Here is a 22,957-nt window from a genome sequence, read left to right as displayed (position 1 = left end):
GGGGAGAAGATTGTGGTCTTCACTTACACAGAGTAGAGTTGCAAGGGGCATACAAATTTCTACGCAAACTGCTCTGCTCATCTTATATGCTTACGCTGCCTTTAGCAAGCTGATTAACCTACCACAATTTCGCTACGCCCTGCTACAATCGCCACTGTTTGATGCAACCCTTGCAAGCGTGCTAGCCTATGTCGTTCCCATCTGGGAAGCGTTGCTCTGCGCGATGCTCATAGGACAACGCACAATTTTGCTCGGGTATGTGGCTTCACTTTTTACGATGCTCGCCTTTACGACTTACTTGGTTTTTATTTACTTTCAATTTCCTGTGTTGCCGTGTGGGTGTGGTGGGGTGATAGGTAAGCTATCGTATTCAGGGCATATTGCGTTGAACCTATTTTTTGCAGCGCTATCGGCGGTTGGGGTATGGACATTGGATAGCGAGATAGGGGAAAGCGCTGCGGCAAATGGAAAGTGATGCCAGCGGCGGTGACGGGGTCAGGAAAACCCGACCGAATCGGAAAACCGAATCAGAAAACCGAAAACGAATTTTCTTGCAAAAAAGAAGAAGCGAACTTAGACTTGCCGCAATTCCTGCCACGAGACAGGAAGAAGTCTTCTTAAACTCAAACCTTCAATCAAACGATGAAAAAGAATATCCAGATTCCAATGCTTGCTGCCGCAATAGCTCTTTTTTCTGCGGCTCTGGTAGCGCCTTTCGCAATGCCAACTGTAGCTAAAGCACAGCGGGCAAAATACTGCTCAAAGGCAACCCGAATGATCACTGCGGCAGTCGTGGTTATATCTCTTGCGGCATACATAACAAACACCCACATTTCAATTGAGCAGATACAGATCTAATACAGCGTAGGACTCTACATGAGTCCTACGCCCAAAAAAATATTCACATGAAGCGGCATACAAGAAGCATTCATACATTCTTACTTTTAGGCGCTCTTCTGGCGACTGGTTGTAAAAAAGAGCCAGAGAATCGGAAAGCGCAGATAGCAGATCAACCTAAGAAAATTTTATTTCATCAATTGTATGAGCTGAAGAGGATTTGCCTGCCTGAATCGCCCCACCCTGTTGGCTACATAGCGAGAGCTATCCTCAGCGAGGATTCTTGTATTTACTTGCTCGACATCTCTGCTTCTGATGTCAAAGTTTTTGACTTTGATGGCAACTTGAAACAGCGTCTTTTCAGCAAAGGCAACGGTCCACTCAACCTTAGAAAGCCAAGAAGTCTTGGGATAAGCAAAACGCAAATAGTAGTTGGCGATGTAGGGTTCTACGCTTTCAAAGTCTTTGATGCTTCTGGCACGCGCTTGCTAAGAAGCATTTTCGTAGAAGGCTTCCGACCTGTGTTGGGTGATACGAAGTTTATTGATGACAACCAATTTCTAACAACAGGTTTCTGGGATGGTGAAAGAGAGTATGCTTCTAACAGTTCGATGCGCAGGTATCCAGCAGCTGTGATTGATTCTCTGGGTCGCTTCATCAAAAAAATTGGCTGTTACCCTGAGGAATACCAGCAGTACCCTGCATTAGACGGGACGGCTTATTTGGATATGAACAATCGCAGCGAATATGTTATCACTTTCTCACAATCGCCTGCGATTTTATTTGGTAGCGTTAAGCGAGAAGATTTTGTTCTGTGGGAATTTGTAGACAGGCGTCAGCGCTACATTATTCCAGAATTAGCGAAAGCAGAGCCGACTGAAGAGTTTTGGAAAAAGATTAACTTAAGAATTTTTTACAACACAGGCATTTACTTTCTTAATGACTCTGTGTTTGTTAGAAGTTTTGCAATTCACAACGAGCGGTCGGTCAAGTCTGGCAGTTTTGTATCTGGCAAGAATTATTGTGAGTTTTTCAGGACAGATGGCTCATTGATTGGAGAAGTAGAGACGAAAGGAATGCTGCTGACTGCCCGTAACAACTTGCTGGTGGTACAAGAGAAAGATGAGCCAGACAATCAGGTTATTGTATTTTACAAAGCTATCTTTAGCGTATCTCCATAGTTGATATGAATAGAGATCTGTCAAGAGGCGTACTGCTGTTTTTCACATTCTTCTTTTTGTTTCTGAGTTTGCTTCTTCTCTTTCGTTTGCTGACATGCAAAAATTTACGCGCCAAGAAAGTGACCATGCTATCCAAACTATTCAAAGCGTTGGCGTTCAATCTTCTTTGTTCTGGATGAGTCGTTTCAGCGATTTCGGGATTCAGCATTTGAGAGATGACAGCGGTAGAGAGATTGACATCAATGCTTCGAAGAACCTAGTTCTTATTGTGTTCAGTGATAGGGTCTCAGAGGGATGTAGAGAGTGTTTGGGTTTGGAGGCAACGGATTGGCAGAATGCAATACTGTCTTCATCTCTTCCAGTAGAGCGTGTCATTGTGGCTGGGAAGGTTAAAAGCAAACCAAAGCTGAGACAGGAACTCAGCGCAATGGGATATAATGGACATCTTGTATTTGATGACGCTGGCGAGATGTATCAAAAATTGAACCTAAGTTGGTCTCCAGCTGTGTTTCTTCTAAGACAGGGCTACGTTGTGTTCGAGTACACTGGCGATATGAACGACAGGGAGAAGACTACTGAAATAATCAATCGCTATATCAACTTTCTAACCTTACGAGATGAGTAGCGTGGCCAGTTAGCATCACGGCATTGTATGTGCGAAAACCTTTCCTCTGCGCTCTGTTTATCTCTCAGCATTCAGTTGTGAAAGCAAACATGGCTGTTCAATGTGCTATAACCCATAGACTATGGATTGGCAAAGGCATATAGGAAGGTTATAGGAGCGCGCAGCGTCTTGTCCAACAATGCCTGTTTTTTGCATCGTATCAGATGTTAAAGCTGAAACTTTTTTTCATTCCTGCAAGTATGTTCTGCTGCTCTTGTCGCTTGTCGTCATTTTTGTTGAACTTCTCTTTGGCACGATGATGATTTTGAACTTTTATCTTCGCGCCGCCGCGCTCTGCGCGGCGAGCCTCCTCGCCTTTTTCACATCGCTGCTTGCGCTCCAGTTCGCTCTGTCTGACGCAACTTCATTGACTTGCGGATGTTTCGGCCGTCTCTGGATTGAGCCCGCTGGCGTTTGGAGCGTCGCCAAAAATATTCTATTGCTTTTCTGCTGCTTGGTTATCTACCTTGCCTCAACCCAATCCCAATCCAAATATGAAAGCATGGGCGATACGATTTAGCGTTGCGGCAGCGATTCTTTTTTTAATCAGCCTTGTGGTTTTCAGAGCGACCTCTAAGACCAATCTTCCCGAGCAATCTTCCGAGCAAAATTTGCCTGAGGTTCGCGTTGAGCCAATTCGCGTGAAAACGATTGTGGCTAAGCGAAAAACGCTTGTGCAGTCTATCTCTACGACAGGCATCGCGGAAGCCAATCGGCGCGTGCAGATATCTGCGCGAATTTCTGCGGAATTAGTGCGTCTCTCCGCAAAAGAAGGCGAATTTTGTCGCGCTGGCGAGACGCTTCTCCAATTTAATGACAAGGAATTTCGCATTGCGTTGCAAGAAGCCAAAGAAGAATATCTTAAAACGCAAAGCGAATATGTTACGCAGCGTTTGGATTATGCCAAACTTTCGCCCTCCGCGCAAAATATAGAACGGTTGCAACGCTTGCGCAAAGAGTTAGAAGAAGCGGAGCGCGCGCTTAAAGCGGGCAAGGGCGACGCAAAAGAAGTAGAGCGCTTGAAAGAAGAAGTTGAGTTTGCAGAAATTTTAGCAGGGGAAAAGTTAGACGAGGTGCTACGCACGCGGACAGGGTTCGCACACGCCAAAAATCAGCTTCAGCGTGCAGAGTTAAATCTACAAAATACAATCATTCGTGCACCATTTGATGGATTTGTCTCAGGCATTAAAGTTGCAGAAGGACAGTTCGTAACAGCAGGGCAAGTTTGTATGGAATTTGTCGACCTCTCCCGCATTCGGGTAGAAGTGGGAATCTTGGAAAAAGAAGTGCCGCTCATAAAAGTCCAAAATCGTGCCAGAGTTGTCTTCAACGCTTTCCCAAAAGATACACTCATAGGCAGAGTTACAGCCGTAAGTCCAGTTGTCTCTACGGAAACAAAAACGGCAAAAGCCATGATTGAACTGCCTAATCCACGATATAGGATTAAGCCTGGGATGTATACAACGGTCTGGATTGAAGTGGCATTTTTTCAAAATTGTCTGGTAGTGCCCAAGCGTGCAATTGTGGAGCGAGATGGACGAAAAGTAGTTTTTGTTGCGCAAAAGGAGCCTGATGGGAGGGAGTTAGCTAAGTGGCACTATGTGGAAACAGGTGCTGAAAATGAAAACGAAGTTGAAATTCTTGAAGGGTTAGAAGAAGGCGACGAAATTATCGTGGAAAATAACTTTACGCTTTCACACGATATGCCTATTGTAAAAATCCCCTAAGCATTGCTTTCTTTGAACCTTTGCTAACCAAACTGTTGATGCGATGCATATTGCAGAACTTTGCGTGAGGCGTCCAATTGCGACGATGATGTTTTTCACTGCAGCGTTAATTGTCGGTGTAATTTGCTTTCAAAAATTAAGTGTGAACTTCCTACCCGACATTTCTACGCCACGCCTCACCATCAGGACTGCTTACAAAAATGCTTCACCTGACGAAATGATGCGACTTATCACGATTCCAATTGAGGAAACAATGAATACCTTGACAGGGGTCAAAAACATTCGCTCGCTGTCGCGTGAGGGGGTATCGTTTGTGCAGGTAGACTTTTATTGGGGCACGGATATGAATTACGCTTTTATTGATGCCCGAGAGAAGCTAGATCGCCTCAAAGCCCAGCTGCCAAAGGAAGCGGAACGACCGACAATACTACGCATTGACCCTGCTAGCGAGCCAATTATGATGTTGGTTATTTCTCCAAAGCGCGACAGTCTAAAGGAGCCAACGCAGCGAGAACTAAGCCAAGTCGCCGAAGTCGCACAAGCATTGATTAAGCGACGCCTAGAACAACTGGAAGGGGTGGCACAAGCCAGCGTGCTAGGTATGCCAACCCGTGAAATTCGCATTGTCCTGAATGCTGAAGCGATAAACTCCCTCGGGTTAAACATTTCTGACATCGCAAGAAATCTGGCTAGTCAGAATATTATTCTCTCAGGCGGCAGTATTCGTCAGGGAAATTTTCGCCTACCCTTACGCCTTTCAGGGGAACTAAGATCTCCAAGTGATATCGCCAGTGCAATCGTGCATCGAACCAAAGACGGGCGTCCGATTTTGCTGAAAGATATTGCTACGGTGAGTGATGATTTCGCTGAACCGAGAGGTATAACGCTCTTCAACGGTGTGGAGACTATCCAAATTGCTATTCGAAAAGAATCTGCGGCAAATACAGTGGAGACAGCAAAAAGAGTAATCCGCGTGCTCGAGGAGCTGCGCCAAGAATTGCCGACTTATGCAATTGAAGTCGTTGCAGACCAATCAGTCTTTATCCAGCGTTCTATTGACGACATTATCAACGCTATCTATATCGGCGCACTGCTTGCATTCCTTGTGCTATTTTTCTTCTTAAATGAACTGCGCTACTCACTCGTCATTGCTATCACTACGCCAGTTGCAATTGTGCTAACTTTTATTTTCCTTTATGCATTTGGCGTGACGCTCAACATTATTTCGCTAACTGGAATTGCCGTAGGCATTGGTATGTTAGGCGATAACGCAATTATTGTTGTAGAAAATGTCTCACGCCTCCGTGATGAAGGAATGGAGTGGACAAAAGCAATTGTGGAAGGCGTAAAGGAAATTAATGTTGCAGCGGCTGCCTCTACTTTTACAAATGTGGCAATTTTCCTACCTGTCATTTTTACAGATGGTATCGCACGCGAAATTTTTAGAGACATGGGTTTAGCGATGACCTTTTCACTTCTTTCTTCACTCATTATTGCTATAACACTGGTGCCAGCCTTGCTGCGCATAGGTCTTGATAGGATCTCACTTTCGCAGCGGTATCCACTGCTGATGCGCTATTCTACATCAATTTTGAACAAACGCTTGGAAATTCAAATGCGCTGGGTGATACGCTATGAAAAATTCTTAAAATGGGTTTTGCTAAATCGTCACTTCGTTGTCGTTCTTTCATTTTTAATTCTAATTGGAACAACTTTTCTGGGGACGCTTATTCCAGCTGAAATTGTGCCAAAGCTAGCACAAAAGGAATTGCGAATTTTGCTATCGTTTCCAAGCGGCTACGATGTGCATACGATGAAAAAAGTAGCCATAGCTTTAACGGACAAATTCCTCAGCGAACCAGATGTGCATGCCGTACTCTCACAAGTTGGGCAGGTCTCCGAAAATCAGGAAATTTTCTCGCTCGATGAATCAAATAACATGCAAGCTGCTGTGCTTGATGTTTCACTTTCTGAAAATGCAAATGAGTCGCTAGCAATTTCCCGCTTACGCACTCTATTAGAAGCGATGTCCAAACAATCTGGCTTTCAATTCTCCATTCAACGCAAGCAAACGACGCTTGAAAGAATTTTTCGTCCCGAAAAAGATGACTTCAAAATCAAACTTATTGGAAACAATATTTCAGAGCTATATCAGATCGTTCCAAGCATTCAAGCACTGGTCTCAACTATAGAAGGGGTAAAAGATGTGAGGACTGGATTAGAAAAAACAGAGCGAGAAATTTATTTGTCTTTGCGCCGAGATGAACTATCGCGCTATGGTATTGAACCATCTACAGTCGAGCGGTTTATTGAATCGGCGACAAAAGGATTCTCAGCGACAACCATACAAGATGCAGCGGAAAAAATTTCCCTTACACTTTATGTACAAAATGAGCAAGCTAAAGCATTAGAAGAGCTACTGACTAAAAGAGTCAAAACACCCTCTGGAGATATTGAACTACGTATGCTGGTGCAAGTTGAGTCGCATCTGTTTTACGCAGAGCGATTCCGTGAAAATGGCAAAAATCAAATTGTTCTAAAAGCAAATGCCAGTGAAGGCTACTCAGCTACATCTGTTGCTGAGACGATTGACCGTCGCCTAAAAGGAGCAGGAATTCTGCCAGCAGGGATTCGCGTAGAAATCGGCGGTGAAAATGAAGAAGTTAAATCTTCGTTCAAAAGTTTGCTGATTATTTTGCTCCTATCGTTGCTTTTGGTGTATATGATTCTAGCGGCTGAATTTGAGTCGCTGCTCTACCCGCTGGTAATTATGCTAACCAGTCCGTTAGCAGCGGTAGGGGCAATTCTTTTGATGCTACTTGTTGGTGAAAGCTATAATGCGCTCTCACTAATTGGTCTAGTGATTATGGTAGGTGCTGTCGACAACGATGCGGTCATCGCAACCGATTTCATTGTAGAACTGCGTCGCAATGGATATGCACAAAGTGATGCTATCTTTCTAGGTGTCTCCAAACGTTTGCGCTCTATTGTGATGACAACAGTTACAACAGTTGTTGGCGTTATTCCACTGCTCTTTAATGTAGGCAGCGGGTCAGAACTCGGTGCTTCACTTTCAACGCCGCTTGTCGGCGGGTTACTTGCTTCGACCGCTTTCACCTTAGTTACGATTCCAGCTGTTTTTACCTACCTTGATCGAGAGCCAAAAAAGAAAAAAGCACTTGCACTCTAATAAACAATTTCAAATTTTTGCAATCGCAATAGGGCGTAACGAAGCACACGCACAGAGCGAAGTTGGGCATCGCATTCAGACGGCAATAAGTAGACTACTTGCCAAGCAAGAAAAGCAAGGGGATATGCACGCGCTTCCGCCAAGCACGCTCAGAATGTTCATCGCCAGGGAACTTACGCGTAATCCAGTTTTTACCCTCTATGAAACCACGCTGGCGCATCACAGCATCAGCGCGCTGTTGATAGGGTTCATACTGTGCATCAAGCGTTTCCGTGCCGTAGTCGAAATAAATTTTATGCGTGGCAGGGTCAGGCAAATGGGATTTCATATACTCAATCACTGCGCCGTCTGCAGCAGGAAAATGCGTCGAAAGGCAAGCAGCACCACCAAAAATGTGCGGATACTCGCATATTGCGTAGAGTGAAATAAGCCCGCCCATACTGGAACCCATAATGAAAGTATGCGACTGCTCAGGACGCGTGCGGTAGGTTGAGTCAATGAAAGGTTTAAGCTCCTCTACCAGAAAACGCAAGTAGTTGTCAGACTGCACAGGCTCGCCCAGAAATGTCGCGGCAGCTTTTTCAGGCATATATTCTTGACGACGCTTTGGTGTGTTCCAAATTCCGACCACAATGACTTCCTGCACTTTGTCCTCCGCAATAAGCTGCGTCAAAGTCTCATCAAGACCCCAATCCACCTTGATAAAAGCAGTGTAGGGGTCAAAGAGATTTTGCCCATCGTGAGCATATAGCACGGCATAGCGCTGAGCGGGTGCAGAGTGATAACGAGGTGGTAGCCACACATCAACTTGACGCGGCATCACAAACTTTGATGCAAAATTCCGATGCTCAATAAGCGTGCCAGTCACGCGGCGCTGCGACACCGCTGCAAAAGGAATGCTAAAAAACACAGCAAGCACGAGAGCGTATTTCACAGGGGTGCAGTTGTTTGTTTTCCTTATAACCCGCTAAGAGATGCTTTGCCTTGCAATTTACGACAAACGAGACGTATTTGGACGATGACTCGATGAAGGAGCAAGCAAGTTCGCTAATATGCTTGCATCGCTGGTGGGTAATTGGCACGCATAATCAATGCAAACAAAAGCAGTAGGCGCAGCAGGTTGGTGCTGAAGTATAGCGTTGAGGAAATCTGCTTGCTGAGCAACCTCTGATTCAGCGTAGAGGATGACTTTGTTCGGCAAATATCTCTCGTAAATGGCGCGGCGCAGTGCCATCATCTCAGGTGTTGCCAAGTCGCCTGATAGGACAATTTGCTTCGGCTTTTGCAGATAAAAATCAAGTGCCACAAGCATCTGCGGCACATAGCTGGGGGCTTTGTCAATCAGGTGGCTGAAAAAGCGTAAGGTGCGCTCTGCAGCCGTGCGGAAGTCTTCTCGGTCGGTCATCTGAGCAAGGCGCAGAAGGTTAAGCACAGCGATAGAGTTGGGCGAAGGCTCTGCACCGTCGTGATCGTCTTTCATTCGGATAATGATGCTCTTATCATCTTCTTCGGAGCTAAAAAAGCCGCCAAGCGCCTTATCTTCAAAGCGCTGCAACATGGTTTCAGTAAGGCGAATGGCTGTGGTGAAATACCTTGACTCAAGCGAGGCTTCATAAAGGTCAAGCAGCCCTTGCACAAAAAAGGCATAATCGTCCAGCTTTCCAGAGATGCCTGCTTCGCCATCACGATATCGTCGCAAAAGCTCATTGGTGTCAGGCTTGTAGAGCGTGTGAAGAATGAAATCGGCTGCACGCTTGGCAGCGTGTAAGTAAGCTGGTTCATCTAAAACCATATAGCCTTTAGCAAAAGCAGAAATCATTAGCCCATTCCACGAGGTTAAAATTTTGTCATCCAGATGAGGGCGTGGGCGCTGGCGACGAGCCTCGAAGAGCTTAGTTTTTGCATCACGGATGATGGCATGCAGCTGTTCAACGGTTTTTCCAAATCGCTGAGCTGTTTCTTCAGATGAAAAGCGTTGGATAAGGACATTTTTGTTCTCAAACTCATTGTGAGGGTCGTGCATGACATTCCCATTAGGCTTAATGCCGTAGAGGTATGAGAAAATCTCGCTAATCTCTGTTCCCAGAATTCTGTCAACTTCAGCCTGTTCCCAGACATAAAAAGCGCCTTCTGCTTTGTGGTCGGCATCAGGGGTAGGAAGGCTATCGGCATCTTCAGCAGAGTAAAAACCGCCCTGCGGGTCGGTCATATCGCACTGCACGTAGTTGAAGATGTCGCGCGCAATGTCTGCGTAAAACGGATTGCGAGTGAGTTGGTAGGCTTCAAGGTAAGAGATAGCCAGTTGAGCATTGTCGTAGAGCATTTTCTCGAAGTGCGGCACATGCCAGTATCGGTCAGTTGAGTATCGTGAAAAGCCGCCGCCGCCTTTGCCCATCACGCTAATGTGGTCATGGATGCCGCCTTCTGCCATTTTGCGCAGAGTAAAAAGTGCCATTTCTAAGGCGTGTGTATTGCCTGTGCGGTGGTAGTAAGTGAAAAGGAAGTTGAAGCAGACGGGGCGCGGAAATTTCGGCGCGCTGCTAAACCCACCCCACTCACTATCAAAACTATGGGCGAAACTGGCAGCCGCTTGGTGCAGCACTTGCTCTGTGAGGTCGATTCTTTCCGCTTGAGCAATTTGACGTGCATAATCAGTCAGTTGACGGGTTGCACGCTCTGAAACCGTAAGGATATTCTCACGGTCTTTTTCCCAGCTCTCAGCGATTTTAAGTAGCAAGGTCTTAAAGCCCGGCCGCCCCCATCGATCTGTTGGAGGGAAGTAAGTGCCGCCAAAGAAAGGCTTGAGGTCTGGTGTGAGCCACACCGACATTGGCCAACCACCGTTACCTGTAATAGCCTGCACATAACTCATATACACGCGGTCAAGGTCAGGACGTTCTTCTCTATCAACCTTGATGGAGACAAAATACTTGTTAAGCACTTCGGCAATTTCTTCATTTTCAAACGACTCTCGCTCCATTACATGGCACCAGTGGCAGGTAGAGTAGCCAATAGAGAGAAAAATGGGTTTGTCTTCACGGCGAGCTTTCTCAAAAGCTTCTTCACCCCACGCATACCAGTCTACGGGATTGTGTTTGTGTTGAAGAAGATATGGGCTTTTCTCGTTAGCAAGCCGATTGGTGAATTTCGGTACGGTGGTCTTCATTATAGCGATAGGTTTAGTTGTTGATGTCTCTTACGCAAAAAAGCAAAAGCAAACGCTAAACGTTTATGTGCGAAGAAATCGCACGCCTTGAAGCGAAACACAGACTAGGTACGACATTTAGGGCGAGTAAGACCAGCGAGTGCAGGGTTGTATCTCTTCGTTCGGTTTTGAAATTCAGTCTCTAAGTTCTATCTTTGCAGCTCTATTTTGAACTCAAAGTTAGGGAAAAGAAATGCCTTGTGGAAGAAAGCGCAAGCGCCACAAGATGGCGACGCATAAGCGCAAAAAACGCCGTCGTAAGAATCGACACAAGAAGCGCCTGAGATACGCAAACAAGTAGGGGGCGCAGCGCATTGCAACATTGTTGAAACTTTTTTATCTTAGAAACCGTCTCGAAAGAGACGAAAATGGTTGAGCATATAGCTCAGTTGGTAGAGCATCTCACTTTTAATGAGAGGGTCGATGGTTCGAGTCCATCTATGCTCACAGACTTCCCCAAAGAATTGCGGCTGCCAGTGGCAGCCAAATTTTCCATGCGCGGGTGGCGGAACTGGTAGACGCACTACTTTGAGGTGGTAGCGCCGCGAGGCGTAGGAGTTCAAATCTCCTCCCGCGCACACCATACTATCCGCAGCCGCTTGTCAGAAGCGGCTTTTTTGTTTGCAAAACAGCCAGAAATTTCTCACCAGCGGTAGGCGTTGAAAAGCAGGACACTGAAAAGCATAATGGAGCCAAAGATGAAGGTCTCAGAAGAATACTACCCAGAGCCTCTGGATAGGTCTAAACCACCTATATCGGCTCAGCCGATTTGTGCCACATTCCCTGACTGGTTCGAGACGGTGCTACCAAATGGATTAAAAGTGATGGTCTATGAACAGCCTGCCGCACCGCTTGTGTCAATTCGGCTCTATGTCAAAGCTGGCAGCATTGATGAAGGGGCGCGGCATAAAGCAGCAATGGTGGCTTTTGCAATGCTTCTGCAAGGCACGACCTCTCGCACTGCGGATGAGATTGCCGAAGAAGTCGACTTCATTGGTGCAGAGTTGGGGGCTTGGGCAGGATTAGACCACTCTCTGGTGTCGCTGTCAGTGATGCCAAAGTATTTGAAGCAGGGGTTAGCACTGATGAGCGATGTGGTGCTGCACCCAGCGTTTGCTGAAAAAGAGCTTGAGTTTGTACGGCAGCAAAGCCTAAATCGATTGCGTTTCTCCAAGTCTGATGCAGGGCGTCTGGCAAGCGATGCATTTGCGCAGCAAGTGTATTTCCCTCACCCATATAGTTACCCAGTGCTTGGCACAGTGCAGAGCTTAACAGCGCTGACAGAAGCAGATGTCCGTGAGTTTTACAGCACTTTTGCCGTGCCAAATAACAGCGTGCTCATTGCTACAGGTAACTTGAAGAGCGAAGACTTCGTAGCGCAGCTCACAGAAGCATTCGGCACTTGGCAAGCAAAACCACTTGCGACGACAAAACGAGCGCAGCCGAACCTAAGAAATGCGCCGAAAGTAATCCTTGTGCAAAAAGATGGAGCAGTGCAATCCGTCTTGATGATAGGGCATCTCTCCATTGAGCGAGCACACCCTGACTACCTCAAATGCTATGTGCTGAACACGATACTGGGCGGATACTTTGGCTCACGCTTGAACCTTAGCGTGCGAGAAAAGCAAGGGTATGCCTACAGCATTCGCAGCACCTTCGACGCCAAGCGAGAGGCAGGCGACTTTAATATCAGCACACAGGTTCGCAAGGACGTAACGCGGCTGGCTACTACTGAAATCCTAAGCCAAGTGCACACTTTGCTGGAGCAAGGAGTGCGTGAAGAAGAGCTGCAAGCGGTAAAGAATTACCTATCAGGCAACTTTGTCATTCAAAATGAATCACCTGAGACCATTTTAAGCCGCCTTGCCACTGTGGAGCTTTACGGATTAGACCGACAATACTACAAGACATTTCAAGCAAACATTCAAGCACTAACCTTAGACGACGTGCACAAGACCGCAAAGATGTATATTCAGCCAGAGCGTTTTGTGTTTGTGATAGTGGGGGAGGTCAAGGCGATGCAAAAGGAAGTAGCAGATTTAGGAGAGGTCGTGCAGATAGACCCAAATAACGAGGAGCAGACTTTTAGCGAAGCATTGCGTGTCAGCAGCTAACAGTGTGCAGTTTGCAAAGCACTTGTGCCTTGCTAAGGAGCATCAGAGGCAACTGCGTGGATAGAATTTTCAACTCACCTACTAAAGTTTTCAAACTCTTAAATCAATGTCGTCACTGATTGCGCTGGCAGAAGATTTAGCCGCGTCGTATCAAACCCTGAAAGCTGAAATCCATAAGGTGATTGTAGGGCAAGATGACATCATTGAGCAGTTGATGATGACAATTTTAGCGCGTGGGCATTGCTTGATGGTAGGTGTACCTGGACTGGCAAAAACGCTGCTGGTCTCCACATTTGCGCGTGTGTTGGATTTGAGCTTTAGCCGCATCCAGTTCACGCCCGACCTGATGCCATCGGACATTACAGGCACAGAAATTCTGGAGGAAGATCACGAGACAGGCAAACGATTTTTCAAGTTTATTCGTGGGCCGATTTTTGCAAGCGTCGTGCTGGCTGATGAAATCAACCGCACGCCACCAAAAACTCAAGCGGCTTTGCTGGAAGCAATGCAGGAGCATCAGGTCACGTCGGCAGGAAAGCGGTATGCACTGCCAGAGCCGTTCTTTGTACTCGCAACTCAAAATCCAGTTGAGCAAGAGGGAACGTACCCTTTACCCGAAGCGCAGCTCGATCGCTTTATGTTTAACCTTTGGATTGACTATCCATCATTTGAAGAAGAGAAAGCGATTGTGAAAGCGACGACTTCTTCAGATAAGCCAGAGCTGCAAAAAGTAATGAATGCCGAGAAGATTTTGATGCTCCAGAAACTGGTGCGTGAAGTGCCCGTGTCGGATAATGTGATTGAATATGCAGTGCGTTTGGTCAGCAAAACACGCCCAGCCAGCACCGATGAAAAAATCGTGCGGCAGTATGTGAGCTGGGGCGCTGGACCGCGTGCATCGCAGTATCTGATTTTGGGTGCAAAAGCCCGCTGCCTTCTAATGGGACGCTACACACCCGATATTGCCGATGTTAAGGCAGTCGCCCTGCCTGTGCTGAGACATCGCCTGCTTACCAACTTCAGTGCAGAGGCAGAGGGAATTAAGCCTGAGACCATCATCGCTGCCCTAACTCAAAGCCTTAGCAAGGCAAATGATTAAGCAGACGCTGCATCGCCTCAAAAGAAATGAAGTCCAACTGGCGCTGTTTGCATTTCTCTCGTGTGTGTCAGGGGCAGCAATTGTTGTGCTGACGCTCACCTCATTAGACCTCTCAAAAGAAGCCGATATTGCCTTTGCGGTGCTGGGTGGCTTTGTGATTGGTAGCATCATTGCGACAGTGGTGTATCGCATCGTGAAGCGAAATCGGGAGTTGGCTGAATCCTTGCAAAAAGTAACTGAGTCGCTCAACGAAGCCAATAGCCAGCTGCAATTCTACAACGAGTCGCTCACTGACACAGTCAAGAAACGCACAGAGGAATTGTTGTTTGCGGAACTGCAATATCGTAGCCTGTTCGACTCTACAGCAGAGCTAATTTTCATCTGCGGTCCCGACTACCGTGTGATGGAAGTTAATCGTGCCGTCGAGACATTTTTTGGCTGGGATAGAAACAGCCTGCAAGAATTTAACTTGCTGAGGCAGCTTTCACCCGAGAATGCAGATCGATTTATCAAAGCGGCACAGCGCACCGAAAGAGGAGAGCTCGTGCGCGAAGAAATTGCAATGTCAGACCTTGCAGGTGAGACACACATTTTTCAAGCAGAATTTTCACCGCTCATCTTCGGCACAACACCAGTTGCAGGTGGGTTCAAAGTATTGATGCAAGACATTACGCTGGAAAAACGCTCGCGTTTAGAGCGCGAAGTGATTATCAAGATTAGTGAAATCATCAATCAATCTGAGACAGTGCCAGAGATTGCACGGCGCATCAGCAAAGAATTGGGTGAGCTTTTCGAACCAGCCCTCCTTCTGATTTATCGTTACGATGAGCCGACAAATATGCTCTTTCTGGAATACGAAGCCAGCGATGACCTGCCCGAATCGGTGCGTTCATATCCGCTTAAAGAGCAAGCAAAAGGCATTGCCCCATTAGTTGCAATGAAGCGACAAGAGTCCTTCATTGAGGAAGCCCTAAAAGAGCCAAGACTGCAATACGCTGAAAAACATCTGCTTTCAATTGCGGCACGAAGTGTTTTTACTGTGCCCCTCATTGGCTATGAGCAGTTGCAAGGAGTGCTGCAAATTATTACGCTGCGTCAGCGCCGCTTTTCCGAAGATGACAAGCGTCTGGCGCGAATCCTTGCAACAGAGCTGGCCGAAGGTCTGTACCGAAAGAAACTAAGTGAAGCACTGGCCGAAGCCAATAAGACGCTTGCAGAAAAGAACGCAGAGCTGGAGCAGTTTGTCTATTCTGTCTCTCACGACCTCAAAGCGCCACTTATCTCAATTCAAGGGTTTGCCGCACGGGTGCAGGAACTGTATTACGACAAGATGGAATACGAAGCACGCTTTGCACTCGAGCGCATCCGCTACAATGCCAAAGTCATGGAAGATATGATTACGGAGCTATTGGACCTTTCCAGAGTTGGGCGAGAGACCGTCAAGATGGATGAGATTTACCTCTACGAGATGGTCTCGACAATTATGGAAAACTATCGTGGGCATCTTGAAGCGCAGCGTGTCAAGGTTAATATCTCCCCTGACTTGCCGCTGGTGAAGTTTCCACGTCGCCGCTTAGAGCAAGTAATGACCAATCTGGTTGGCAATGCAATTCGCTACACGGCAAAAGTGAAAGACCCCTGTATTTCCATCTATGCGATTGACCACCCCGACACGCACGAAATCGTGGTGAAAGACAATGGCATCGGCATTGCACCCAAAGATTTTGAGAAAGTGTTTCGGCTCTTTGAGCGTGGCGAAAGTGACCAGCCCGGCTCTGGGGTCGGTCTCGCAATTGTTAAGAAAGTGGTCGAGCAATACGGTGGCAAAATTTGGATTCAATCAGAGCTGGGCAAAGGCGCAGAGTTTCATTTTACCATTAAAAAGCGCGCATAGTAAAGCCGCTTGGCGCAATGTGTGGTAAGCTAAAGGAGCAAGAAGTCAAGCCTGTTCGGTATATTTGACCTCCAAAACAAAGGCAAACCTTGACAAAAGAGCTCACACCGCTGCTCATATTCATACTAATTGGGCATGTTGCAGCCCTGCCAGCAGTGGGGCAACGCATGCCAGTTGAACCACTTCGCTTACATATCGTCTGGCATTTGGATGCAACGGCTGAAATGGATGTGGCAGCCAGCGAATTAGGAATGCCGACGGTGCGACACGCTGTAACAGGGTCATTTTTTCCCTTGCTAAGCAGTCTAGCCAGCACACCGAACGCGCCAGCAACGGTGGCAATTTCGTCGGAGACACTAATAGCAATAGTGCGCTACACCAGCTACTTGCGAGAGTTTATTGACCTAAGCACCAATACGATTGATGCAAAAGGCTACCTAAGAAAATACGGCGGCAAAACAGACCCATGGCTGGATATACTGCTCAAGCCCTCCATAGAGCTGACAAGCAAAGAGCTGGATCTGCTCCTAAACAACTCCAAGACGCAAGTAGCACACGGCTTTAGCGTAAGCGAGGCAACGCTTAGGCGATTCCCAGACTACGCACGGCTTCTGCCAAATGATATGAAAGTAGGCACTATCATTGGCACGCAGAACCGTGCGCTTTACACGGTGCGAGACCGAATTCGCATCAAGTTTCTTTACACAGTGTCACACTTTGACCCAAGTTTGCTGACCCGAAAATACACCCTGCCACTCTATGTGCGAGGCGGCAAGCTTGCTACCACACGCACAAACTTGGACCCGCCGCTCATACTTGACCTAAGCGACTACTTCATAAAAGACGACAACCGAACGCCAAGTGAAGAGGACGACCGCTACGAGTTAGCGCGCCCAATTGGTGAAGATGACTGCCAGCGCTTGGTGGTCGAGACCTACAAAATGATGGAGACGATTTTGTTTCTTTTGCGACAGAGCGGTTTAGAACAAGCCAGCACGCCAAAAGGCAAACGAAAAAGAGATGAATTAGCTCCATCACTGCCAGTTGATGTCATAACCACACCTGCATTTAATGCGCTCATTCCTCTGCTGAGCGACACCGAAGATGCGAAAACAGCACTCGGTGAAGTGGGACAGTTTCCGCTGCCAGTGCAAGCCAGCGCAGATGCAAAAACACACATTGTGCGGGCAGTGGCACGAATGAATGCCTATCTGGGTATTACTCCGCAAGGGTTTGTGCCGACAGCGCTAATGGTGTCCGAGTCTTCACTGGGATTCTATGAGGCGGCTGGCATAAAGTGGCTGCTATGTCCAAAGTCAGCGCTGGCCAAAGCGTTAGATAAGTCGGAAGCGGCACTGCGTCCAGAGGAAATTGCAAGCCTGTATCAACTACCGCGCGCCAGTCGCCTATGGCTATCGTTTGATGAAACAGTGGCAGGTGAGCGCTTGCAAAAAGCACTTTCCGCAAAGAATCGTTCAGAAGAACTGGCGGCGTGGTTGCAATCCATAGAGAAATACCGTAATGCACAAGGCGTCTTGACTATGCGCTTGCAACTCCCACAGGCATTTCATGGCACAGTTAGTGCAGCAAGTGCAATCACAGAGCTGTTGGGCATGCTAACAAGTGTAGGCTTGCAAAAAAAGGAGCCGAGTCTGCAACTCACACGACTGAGCAGGCTGCTGATGGAAGTAGGCGAAAAAAAGAAACCACTCTTGCCAAAAACGCTTGCAAAACTTCCGCTCTCTGCTGAGAACGGGCTTGAGCAATGGATTGGCGACAAGGAGGAACAAACAGCTTGGACGTATCTGGCACTGGCGCGAGCAGACCTCGAGCGCACAGGTCTGTTACCACCAAGCGTAGAAGTGGAGCGGAGTGCAGCGCACAGTGGGCAGGAGCTAACTGCATATCAGCAAGCGTGGTTCGAACTCTATGCCGCTCAGCAGGCGCTTTGGTTTAAGCACTACGGGAACGAGGCAGAGCAACCTTACATCGTGCAGCAAGCCTTAGACAAAGCATTTCGCACCCACTTAGGGCGAGTCTACGATGCACTACTGGCAGCGGGAAAGAGCATAGAGCGGCGAATGTTTGCACCGATTGTGGTGCCAGAAGAGCGCATACCCGTTGGTCGGCTGAACCCAAATGAAGTGCAGCTTGATGGCATCTTAGCAGAAATGGAGTGGTTTGAACGAGCAGGAGTCTTTGCAATCGGTGAAAGCGAAATGCCCGTTTCAAAGTGCTACTATGGCATCACAAATGATGCACTGTGCTTTGCACTGGCTGCAAGAGAGGAAAACCTGAAAACCGTGCTAAGCGATACTGCTCAGACACTGGCAGTGCAGATTGCGTTTGAAGAAGATAGGATTTTGGAGATAGAACTGCGACCAGCAAAGTTGCGAAGCGACAAAGTCAAACTGGCTTTCTCTGATGAAGCCATTGAGGCAGTAGTGCCTTACTCTGAACTGAAATTACCAAACCAAATTGGCTTTTTGGGAGCGATTGCAGGGCAAGAACGCACGCATAACAGAGATGCGTATTTAGGGATGGCGATCATCTGGCGTAGCAGAGGAAAAGAATATCGAGTGCCAAAAGAGGCGTTCAAAACCGTGCAGGAAGACTTAATTAACACGGTGGAAACACGCTTTGAGTTAGACCTTTCTGCCAGTCCAGCTGCAAGAAGTGCAGAGCTCGAGATTTTGAAGGCACGCTCGAGAGGACAACAAAGAATTCCAATGCGCGATGATGGACGATACGGCGACGAAAAGCGTAACGACAAGGTCTGGACAGCCGTGCTAAGGCTGCAGCGAGGAGAATTAATTGAATATCGATATCTCTTAGACGGAGAAAGTGAGGCGCTGGAACAGAAGCGAACTTGGCGTGTAGAAGATGGGGTCAATACGCCAAACCGTGCGGTGGTGCGTGATGTGTTTAACAAGACCGTGCGGTAAAGAGTTAGGAGCAAATACCCCTCTAACGCAAACGCTGTATCATCAGTCTCAGATTTCGCAATCCCAGCTTTTCTGCGTGCAGAGTTTCTTGTAAATTTCAGGGCTAAAAACAACGCTTTTGGAATTTAACCTCGTTGTAGTATGTCCGCACTGAAAGACTCAATCCTGCAGCTGATTATAGAGACCTCAACCAACTTGCCAAGCGATGTGCGCCGTGCGATTGCAAATGCAGCGGAGCGTGAAGACCCTGCATCTCGCTCTGGTCTTGCAATCTCGACTATCACCCTCAACATTGATATGGCGTGTGAAAATGTCTCACCGATTTGTCAGGATACAGGTATGCCAACTTTCTTCATTCACACGCCAGTAGGAGTCAATCAACTGGAAATTAAAGCAGCTATTAAGGAAGCGACCATAGAGGCCACGAAGCTTGGTAAGTTGCGCCCCAACTCTGTGCATCCTATCACAGGCAAAAACAATGGCACAAATGTGGGAGCAGGCGTGCCAGTCATGCACTTTGAACAATGGGAAAAGGACTTCACTGAAATCAAGCTCATCTTGAAAGGAGGCGGGTGTGAAAACAAAAACATCCAATACTCTCTTCCAACCGAGCTTGAAGGACTTGGCAAGGCAGGGCGGGATGTAGATGGGATTCGAAAATGCATCTTGCATGCGGTTTGGCAGGCGCAAGGGCAAGGCTGTTCGGCAGGCTTCATTGGTGTGGGAATTGGCGGCGACCGAACCTCTGGCTATGAGCTGGCAAAAGAGCAACTGCTGCGACCTGTCGATGATGTCAATCCTGACCCAACACTGCGAGCACTGGAAGAATATGTGATGGCAAATGCTGACAAGCTTAACATTGGCACAATGGGGTTTGGCGGCAAAGTAACGCTCTTAGGCTGCAAGATTGGGGTGGCAGAACGCTTGCCTGCAAGTTTCTTTGTCAGCGTGGCCTATAACTGCTGGGCTTATCGCCGCTTGGGAATTCACTTGGACTCAAGCGGGAAAATTATCAAGTGGCTCTACCGTGAAAGCGATGAAATCAAAAAGCTGGCAAAAGGCGCAGGCATTCCGCTGACAGGCAAAGAAATTGTGCTGCAAGCCCCAATTAGTGAGGAAAAGATTCGTAAGGTCAAGGTTGGCGATATTGTCATTATCAATGGCGAAGTGCATACAGGGCGTGATGCATTTCATCACTATGTGGTGCACCACAACCTTACAGCAGAGACAATGCCAGTCGATACACGTGGAGGGGTGCTCTATCACTGCGGTCCTGTTGTCCTCAAAGAAAATGGCAAGTATAAGATTACGGCTGCAGGCCCAACCACCTCAATTCGGGAAGAGCCATATCAAGCCGATGTGATTAAGCGGTTAGGGCTACGCGCTGTGATTGGGAAAGGTGGAATGGGGGCAAAAACGCTGAAAGGACTGCAAGAGTATGGCGCCGTCTATCTGAATGCGATTGGCGGCGCAGCACAATACTATGCGCAATGCATTAAAGAGGTAACAGGTGTGCACTTCCTTGAAGAGATGGGAGTGCCCGAAGCAATGTGGCACTTACAAGTGGAGGGCTTTGCCGCCATTTGCACAATGGATTCACACGGCAATAGCTTGCATAAAGAGATAGAAGACGAGTCGCTCGAGCGCTTAAAAGAGTTTGCAGAACCAGTGTTTTAAGCTATGCCCTTCAGAGGAAACTGTATCAGGTTGAGAGCATGCACGGCTCAATGTGATTGCTACTTGCTCTCACCCGATTCTCTCTGCAAAGGGATAAAGGGTTTCACAACACTTTGTTGCTATGTTCCTCCACTTCCTCAGGCTCACGCCACTTTCCGTGTCGCTTGATGAGTTCAACCAAGCGGTCGACGGCTTCTGCTTCAGGGATATTGCGCTCGACCACTTCTTTGCCAACGTAGAGTGAAATCTGTCCAACGCCTGTGCCGACATAGCCGAAGTCTGCATCCGCCATTTCGCCAGGGCCGTTGACAATGCAGCCCATAATGCCAATCTTCAAGCCTTTGAGGTGTGCTGTGCGCGCTTTGATTTTTGCAGTCACTTCCTCCAAATCAAAGAGTGTGCGTCCGCATGAAGGGCAAGAAATGAACTCTGTCTTTGTCATTCGGTAGCGCGTAGCCTGCAGAATGTTGTAGATAAGATTTAACTCATCGCCACGCGATAGGTTCGAGCGAAGTGCAACAGCGTCGCCAATGCCGTCGCAAAGCAGGGTGCCTAATTGAACTGAAACTGCACAGAGCGTCGCCGCATCGACCTTAGACTCAGGAATCTTTGCGGCAGGATTTTCGGTCGGTTTGATATGGCAGGCGTCGTAGCGTAGTACAATAGGATACCGGATGCCAGCGCGCTTGAAGGCTTGTGCCAAACGCCGATACGGGAAGATGATTTCCTTCGCTTGAATGGAGAACATTGCCTTCTCCAGCCCAACCGCTTTGCAGCGGTCTGCAAGGCGCGTGAGAATTTCTGCAATCGCCGTATCGGTCTCATCGGTCTTGACAAATGAAAACTCAATAGCAGCTCTGCCAACGAGATGTTGCAAGCCTTCTTTCTCAAAAGGTGCATCACCTTTCTTGATGTTGAGACGAATTTTATCGACAGTGTTGACCAATGCTTGTGCCGTCAGCATTTCCTTAACCGAGACAGAAAGAATAGGTGAGACAAACTTTTCAGCCAAGGCTTGCTGCACGGCTTTGACTTCGTCAATAAAGTCGGTCTCAATGGAAGTGAATTCTGATTTTGCGCCTTCGGCAAGGAAGGGCTTAGCAGAGAAGATGATTTCATCGCGCACATGCTCTACATCAGAGAGCGGAGTTCTGACATCAAGCTCCACACGTGGCACGGCATCGCCGCCCATTTCTAAATGGCCAACCGTGATTTTAATGGACTCACGGCGGTTGAATTCATAAGGCGTAAAGGGTGGCTCTTCTTCTTTCGGTTCAACAAAACTCTTGGCAAAGTCGCCGAGTGTCTCAGCGTGAACCCAAAGCTTGGCGTTGTATTTTCTGACTAACTCAAAGCCGAAGTGGACTTCATTGACAGGGTCTTCCGTGAGCGAGACGCGAATGGTATCGCCTAAGCCATCTTCCAGAAGGGCACCGATACCGATGGCAGATTTCACGCGTCCCTCCTCGCCGTTACCTGCCTCTGTAACGCCTAAATGCAGTGGGTAGCGGTGCTTGAGTTCCTTGTCTGCTTTTTCCACCAGCAAGCGATAAGCTTGAATCATCACTTGCGGGTTTGAGGACTTCATTGAGAAGATGAAGTCGTAGTAGCCGTACAGCTCACAGATGCGTGCAAATTCAAGTGCCGATTCGACCATACCCAGCGGCGTGTCGCCATAGCGATTCATAATGCGGTCGGAAAGCGAGCCGTGGTTGGTGCCGATGCGCATAGAGCGCCCATACTCTTTGCACTTCAAGACAAGCGGCTTGAATTGGTCATGAATGCGCTCCAGTTCGGCTTCGTATTCGGCATCGGTGTATTCGCGGACAACAAACTTCTTGCGGTCGGCATAATTACCCGGGTTGATACGCACGTTCTCAACAAACTCAACGGCTTTGAGTGCTGCATTTGGTGTAAAGTGAATATCGGCGACAAGCGGGGTGCGAATCCCCATCTGGCGAAGCCGCTTGGAAATTTCGCCTAAGTTTTCGGCTTCTTTCATTGAAGGCGCCGTGATGCGGATAATTTCACACCCTGCTTCATAGAGACGGCGACACTGCTCGACGGTGGCTTCGGTATCCATCGTGTCAGTTGTGGTCATGGACTCCACGCGAATTGGATTCATCCCACCAAGCTTGAGGTCGCCAAACCCTACTTCAATCGTCTTGCGGCGGCGATAGGTGTATGGATTGGTTACATACATAAGACTTCAGCGTTTTTGTGCGACGATGTTAATCGTTGTAGCAAATGCAGGAAAGAGGGAATTGAACCACTTTGCAAATCTGGATTCACCCATTCCACGGTTGAATAAGATGAGCGTATAACCGTTCTGTTCAAAGTATTTCTTGAACGAAACGGGCTGGCACAGATGAACCACATCATCATCGCCTGACTGAAAGTTAATAGTGCTATTTTTCATTCTTG

General features: G+C 47.7%; 16 protein-coding genes and 2 tRNA genes. 14 read left to right on the top strand and 4 right to left on the bottom strand.

The features are described from left to right. From NZM05_12095 to NZM05_12065, 7 genes are all read left to right on the top strand, one after another. Positions 1-475, top strand: a 475-nt coding sequence (locus NZM05_12095) for a hypothetical protein (GenBank protein ID MCS7014353.1), incomplete at its 5' end; no start/stop codon positions are given. A 167-nt stretch (positions 476-642) separates the two neighbouring features. Beyond that, on the top strand, positions 643-858 hold the full coding sequence (locus tag NZM05_12090; protein ID MCS7014352.1) for a hypothetical protein: 216 nt from the start codon (positions 643-645) through the stop codon (positions 856-858). Positions 859-1,037: 179 nt separating this feature from the next. Continuing rightward, the gene (locus tag NZM05_12085) at positions 1,038-2,018 is read left to right on the top strand and encodes a hypothetical protein (protein ID MCS7014351.1); all 981 of its coding nucleotides are present in this window, start codon (positions 1,038-1,040) and stop codon (positions 2,016-2,018) included. Positions 2,019-2,445: 427 nt separating this feature from the next. Continuing rightward, positions 2,446-2,643, top strand: a complete 198-nt coding sequence (locus NZM05_12080) for a hypothetical protein (GenBank protein MCS7014350.1) — start codon at positions 2,446-2,448, stop codon at positions 2,641-2,643. Positions 2,644-2,821: 178 nt separating this feature from the next. Further along, positions 2,822-3,202, top strand: a complete 381-nt coding sequence (locus NZM05_12075; GenBank protein MCS7014349.1) for a hypothetical protein — start codon at positions 2,822-2,824, stop codon at positions 3,200-3,202. Next, positions 3,177-4,409 (top strand): efflux RND transporter periplasmic adaptor subunit, encoded by a 1,233-nt coding sequence (locus NZM05_12070; GenBank protein ID MCS7014348.1) that lies wholly within the window; start codon positions 3,177-3,179, stop codon positions 4,407-4,409. The genes NZM05_12075 and NZM05_12070 overlap by 26 nt, the downstream gene beginning before the upstream one ends. Positions 4,410-4,452: 43 nt before the next feature. Then, entirely contained in the window at positions 4,453-7,599 is a 3,147-nt protein-coding gene (locus tag NZM05_12065; GenBank protein MCS7014347.1) for an efflux RND transporter permease subunit, read from the top strand. A gap of 94 nt (positions 7,600-7,693) precedes the next feature. On the opposite strand, the gene NZM05_12060 is transcribed toward NZM05_12065, so the two are convergent. Together NZM05_12060 and NZM05_12055 are read right to left on the bottom strand one after the other, a co-directional pair. After that, positions 7,694-8,533, bottom strand: coding sequence for an alpha/beta hydrolase-fold protein (locus tag NZM05_12060; GenBank protein ID MCS7014346.1), 840 nt, complete (start codon positions 8,531-8,533; stop codon positions 7,694-7,696). A 57-nt stretch (positions 8,534-8,590) separates the two neighbouring features. Further along, positions 8,591-10,765 carry a thioredoxin domain-containing protein gene (locus tag NZM05_12055; protein ID MCS7014345.1) on the bottom strand — a complete coding sequence of 725 codons (2,175 nt, stop codon included), beginning with the start codon at positions 10,763-10,765 and terminating at the stop codon, positions 8,591-8,593. Positions 10,766-11,178: 413 nt separating this feature from the next. On the opposite strand from NZM05_12055, the gene NZM05_12050 reads away from it, so the two are divergent. The 7 genes from NZM05_12050 (at position 11,179) to NZM05_12020 (ending at position 20,533) form a co-directional block, all read left to right on the top strand. Next, positions 11,179-11,251 (top strand) — tRNA-Lys (locus tag NZM05_12050). Between the two features lie 49 nt (positions 11,252-11,300). After that, positions 11,301-11,382, top strand: a tRNA-Leu gene (locus NZM05_12045). A gap of 108 nt (positions 11,383-11,490) precedes the next feature. Further along, positions 11,491-12,918 (top strand): insulinase family protein, encoded by a 1,428-nt coding sequence (locus NZM05_12040; GenBank protein ID MCS7014344.1) that lies wholly within the window; start codon positions 11,491-11,493, stop codon positions 12,916-12,918. Between the two features lie 106 nt (positions 12,919-13,024). Continuing rightward, positions 13,025-14,017, top strand: coding sequence for an AAA family ATPase (locus NZM05_12035; protein ID MCS7014343.1), 993 nt, complete (start codon positions 13,025-13,027; stop codon positions 14,015-14,017). Next, on the top strand, positions 14,010-15,911 hold the full coding sequence (locus NZM05_12030; protein ID MCS7014342.1) for an ATP-binding protein: 1,902 nt from the start codon (positions 14,010-14,012) through the stop codon (positions 15,909-15,911). Before NZM05_12035 ends, NZM05_12030 begins: the two co-directional genes overlap by 8 nt. A gap of 167 nt (positions 15,912-16,078) precedes the next feature. Next, positions 16,079-18,856, top strand: a complete 2,778-nt coding sequence (locus NZM05_12025) for a hypothetical protein (protein MCS7014341.1) — start codon at positions 16,079-16,081, stop codon at positions 18,854-18,856. A 141-nt stretch (positions 18,857-18,997) separates the two neighbouring features. Beyond that, positions 18,998-20,533, top strand: coding sequence for a fumarate hydratase (locus NZM05_12020; protein MCS7014340.1), 1,536 nt, complete (start codon positions 18,998-19,000; stop codon positions 20,531-20,533). A 103-nt stretch (positions 20,534-20,636) separates the two neighbouring features. On the opposite strand, the gene ispG is transcribed toward NZM05_12020, so the two are convergent. Together ispG and NZM05_12010 are read right to left on the bottom strand one after the other, a co-directional pair. After that, a complete protein-coding gene (gene ispG, locus NZM05_12015; GenBank protein ID MCS7014339.1) occupies positions 20,637-22,736 on the bottom strand; it encodes a (E)-4-hydroxy-3-methylbut-2-enyl-diphosphate synthase in 2,100 nt (699 codons plus the stop codon). Between the two features lie 6 nt (positions 22,737-22,742). Further along, positions 22,743-22,957 (bottom strand): hypothetical protein (locus NZM05_12010; protein ID MCS7014338.1); only part of this gene is annotated, 215 nt, incomplete at its 5' end.

This window comes from Chloroherpetonaceae bacterium (genome assembly GCA_025056565.1).
Lineage (GTDB): Bacteria > Bacteroidota > Chlorobiia > Chlorobiales > Thermochlorobacteraceae > Thermochlorobacter.
The sequence above is the reverse complement of the archived record's forward strand: the minus strand, read 5'-3'. Positions and strand labels throughout refer to the sequence as shown.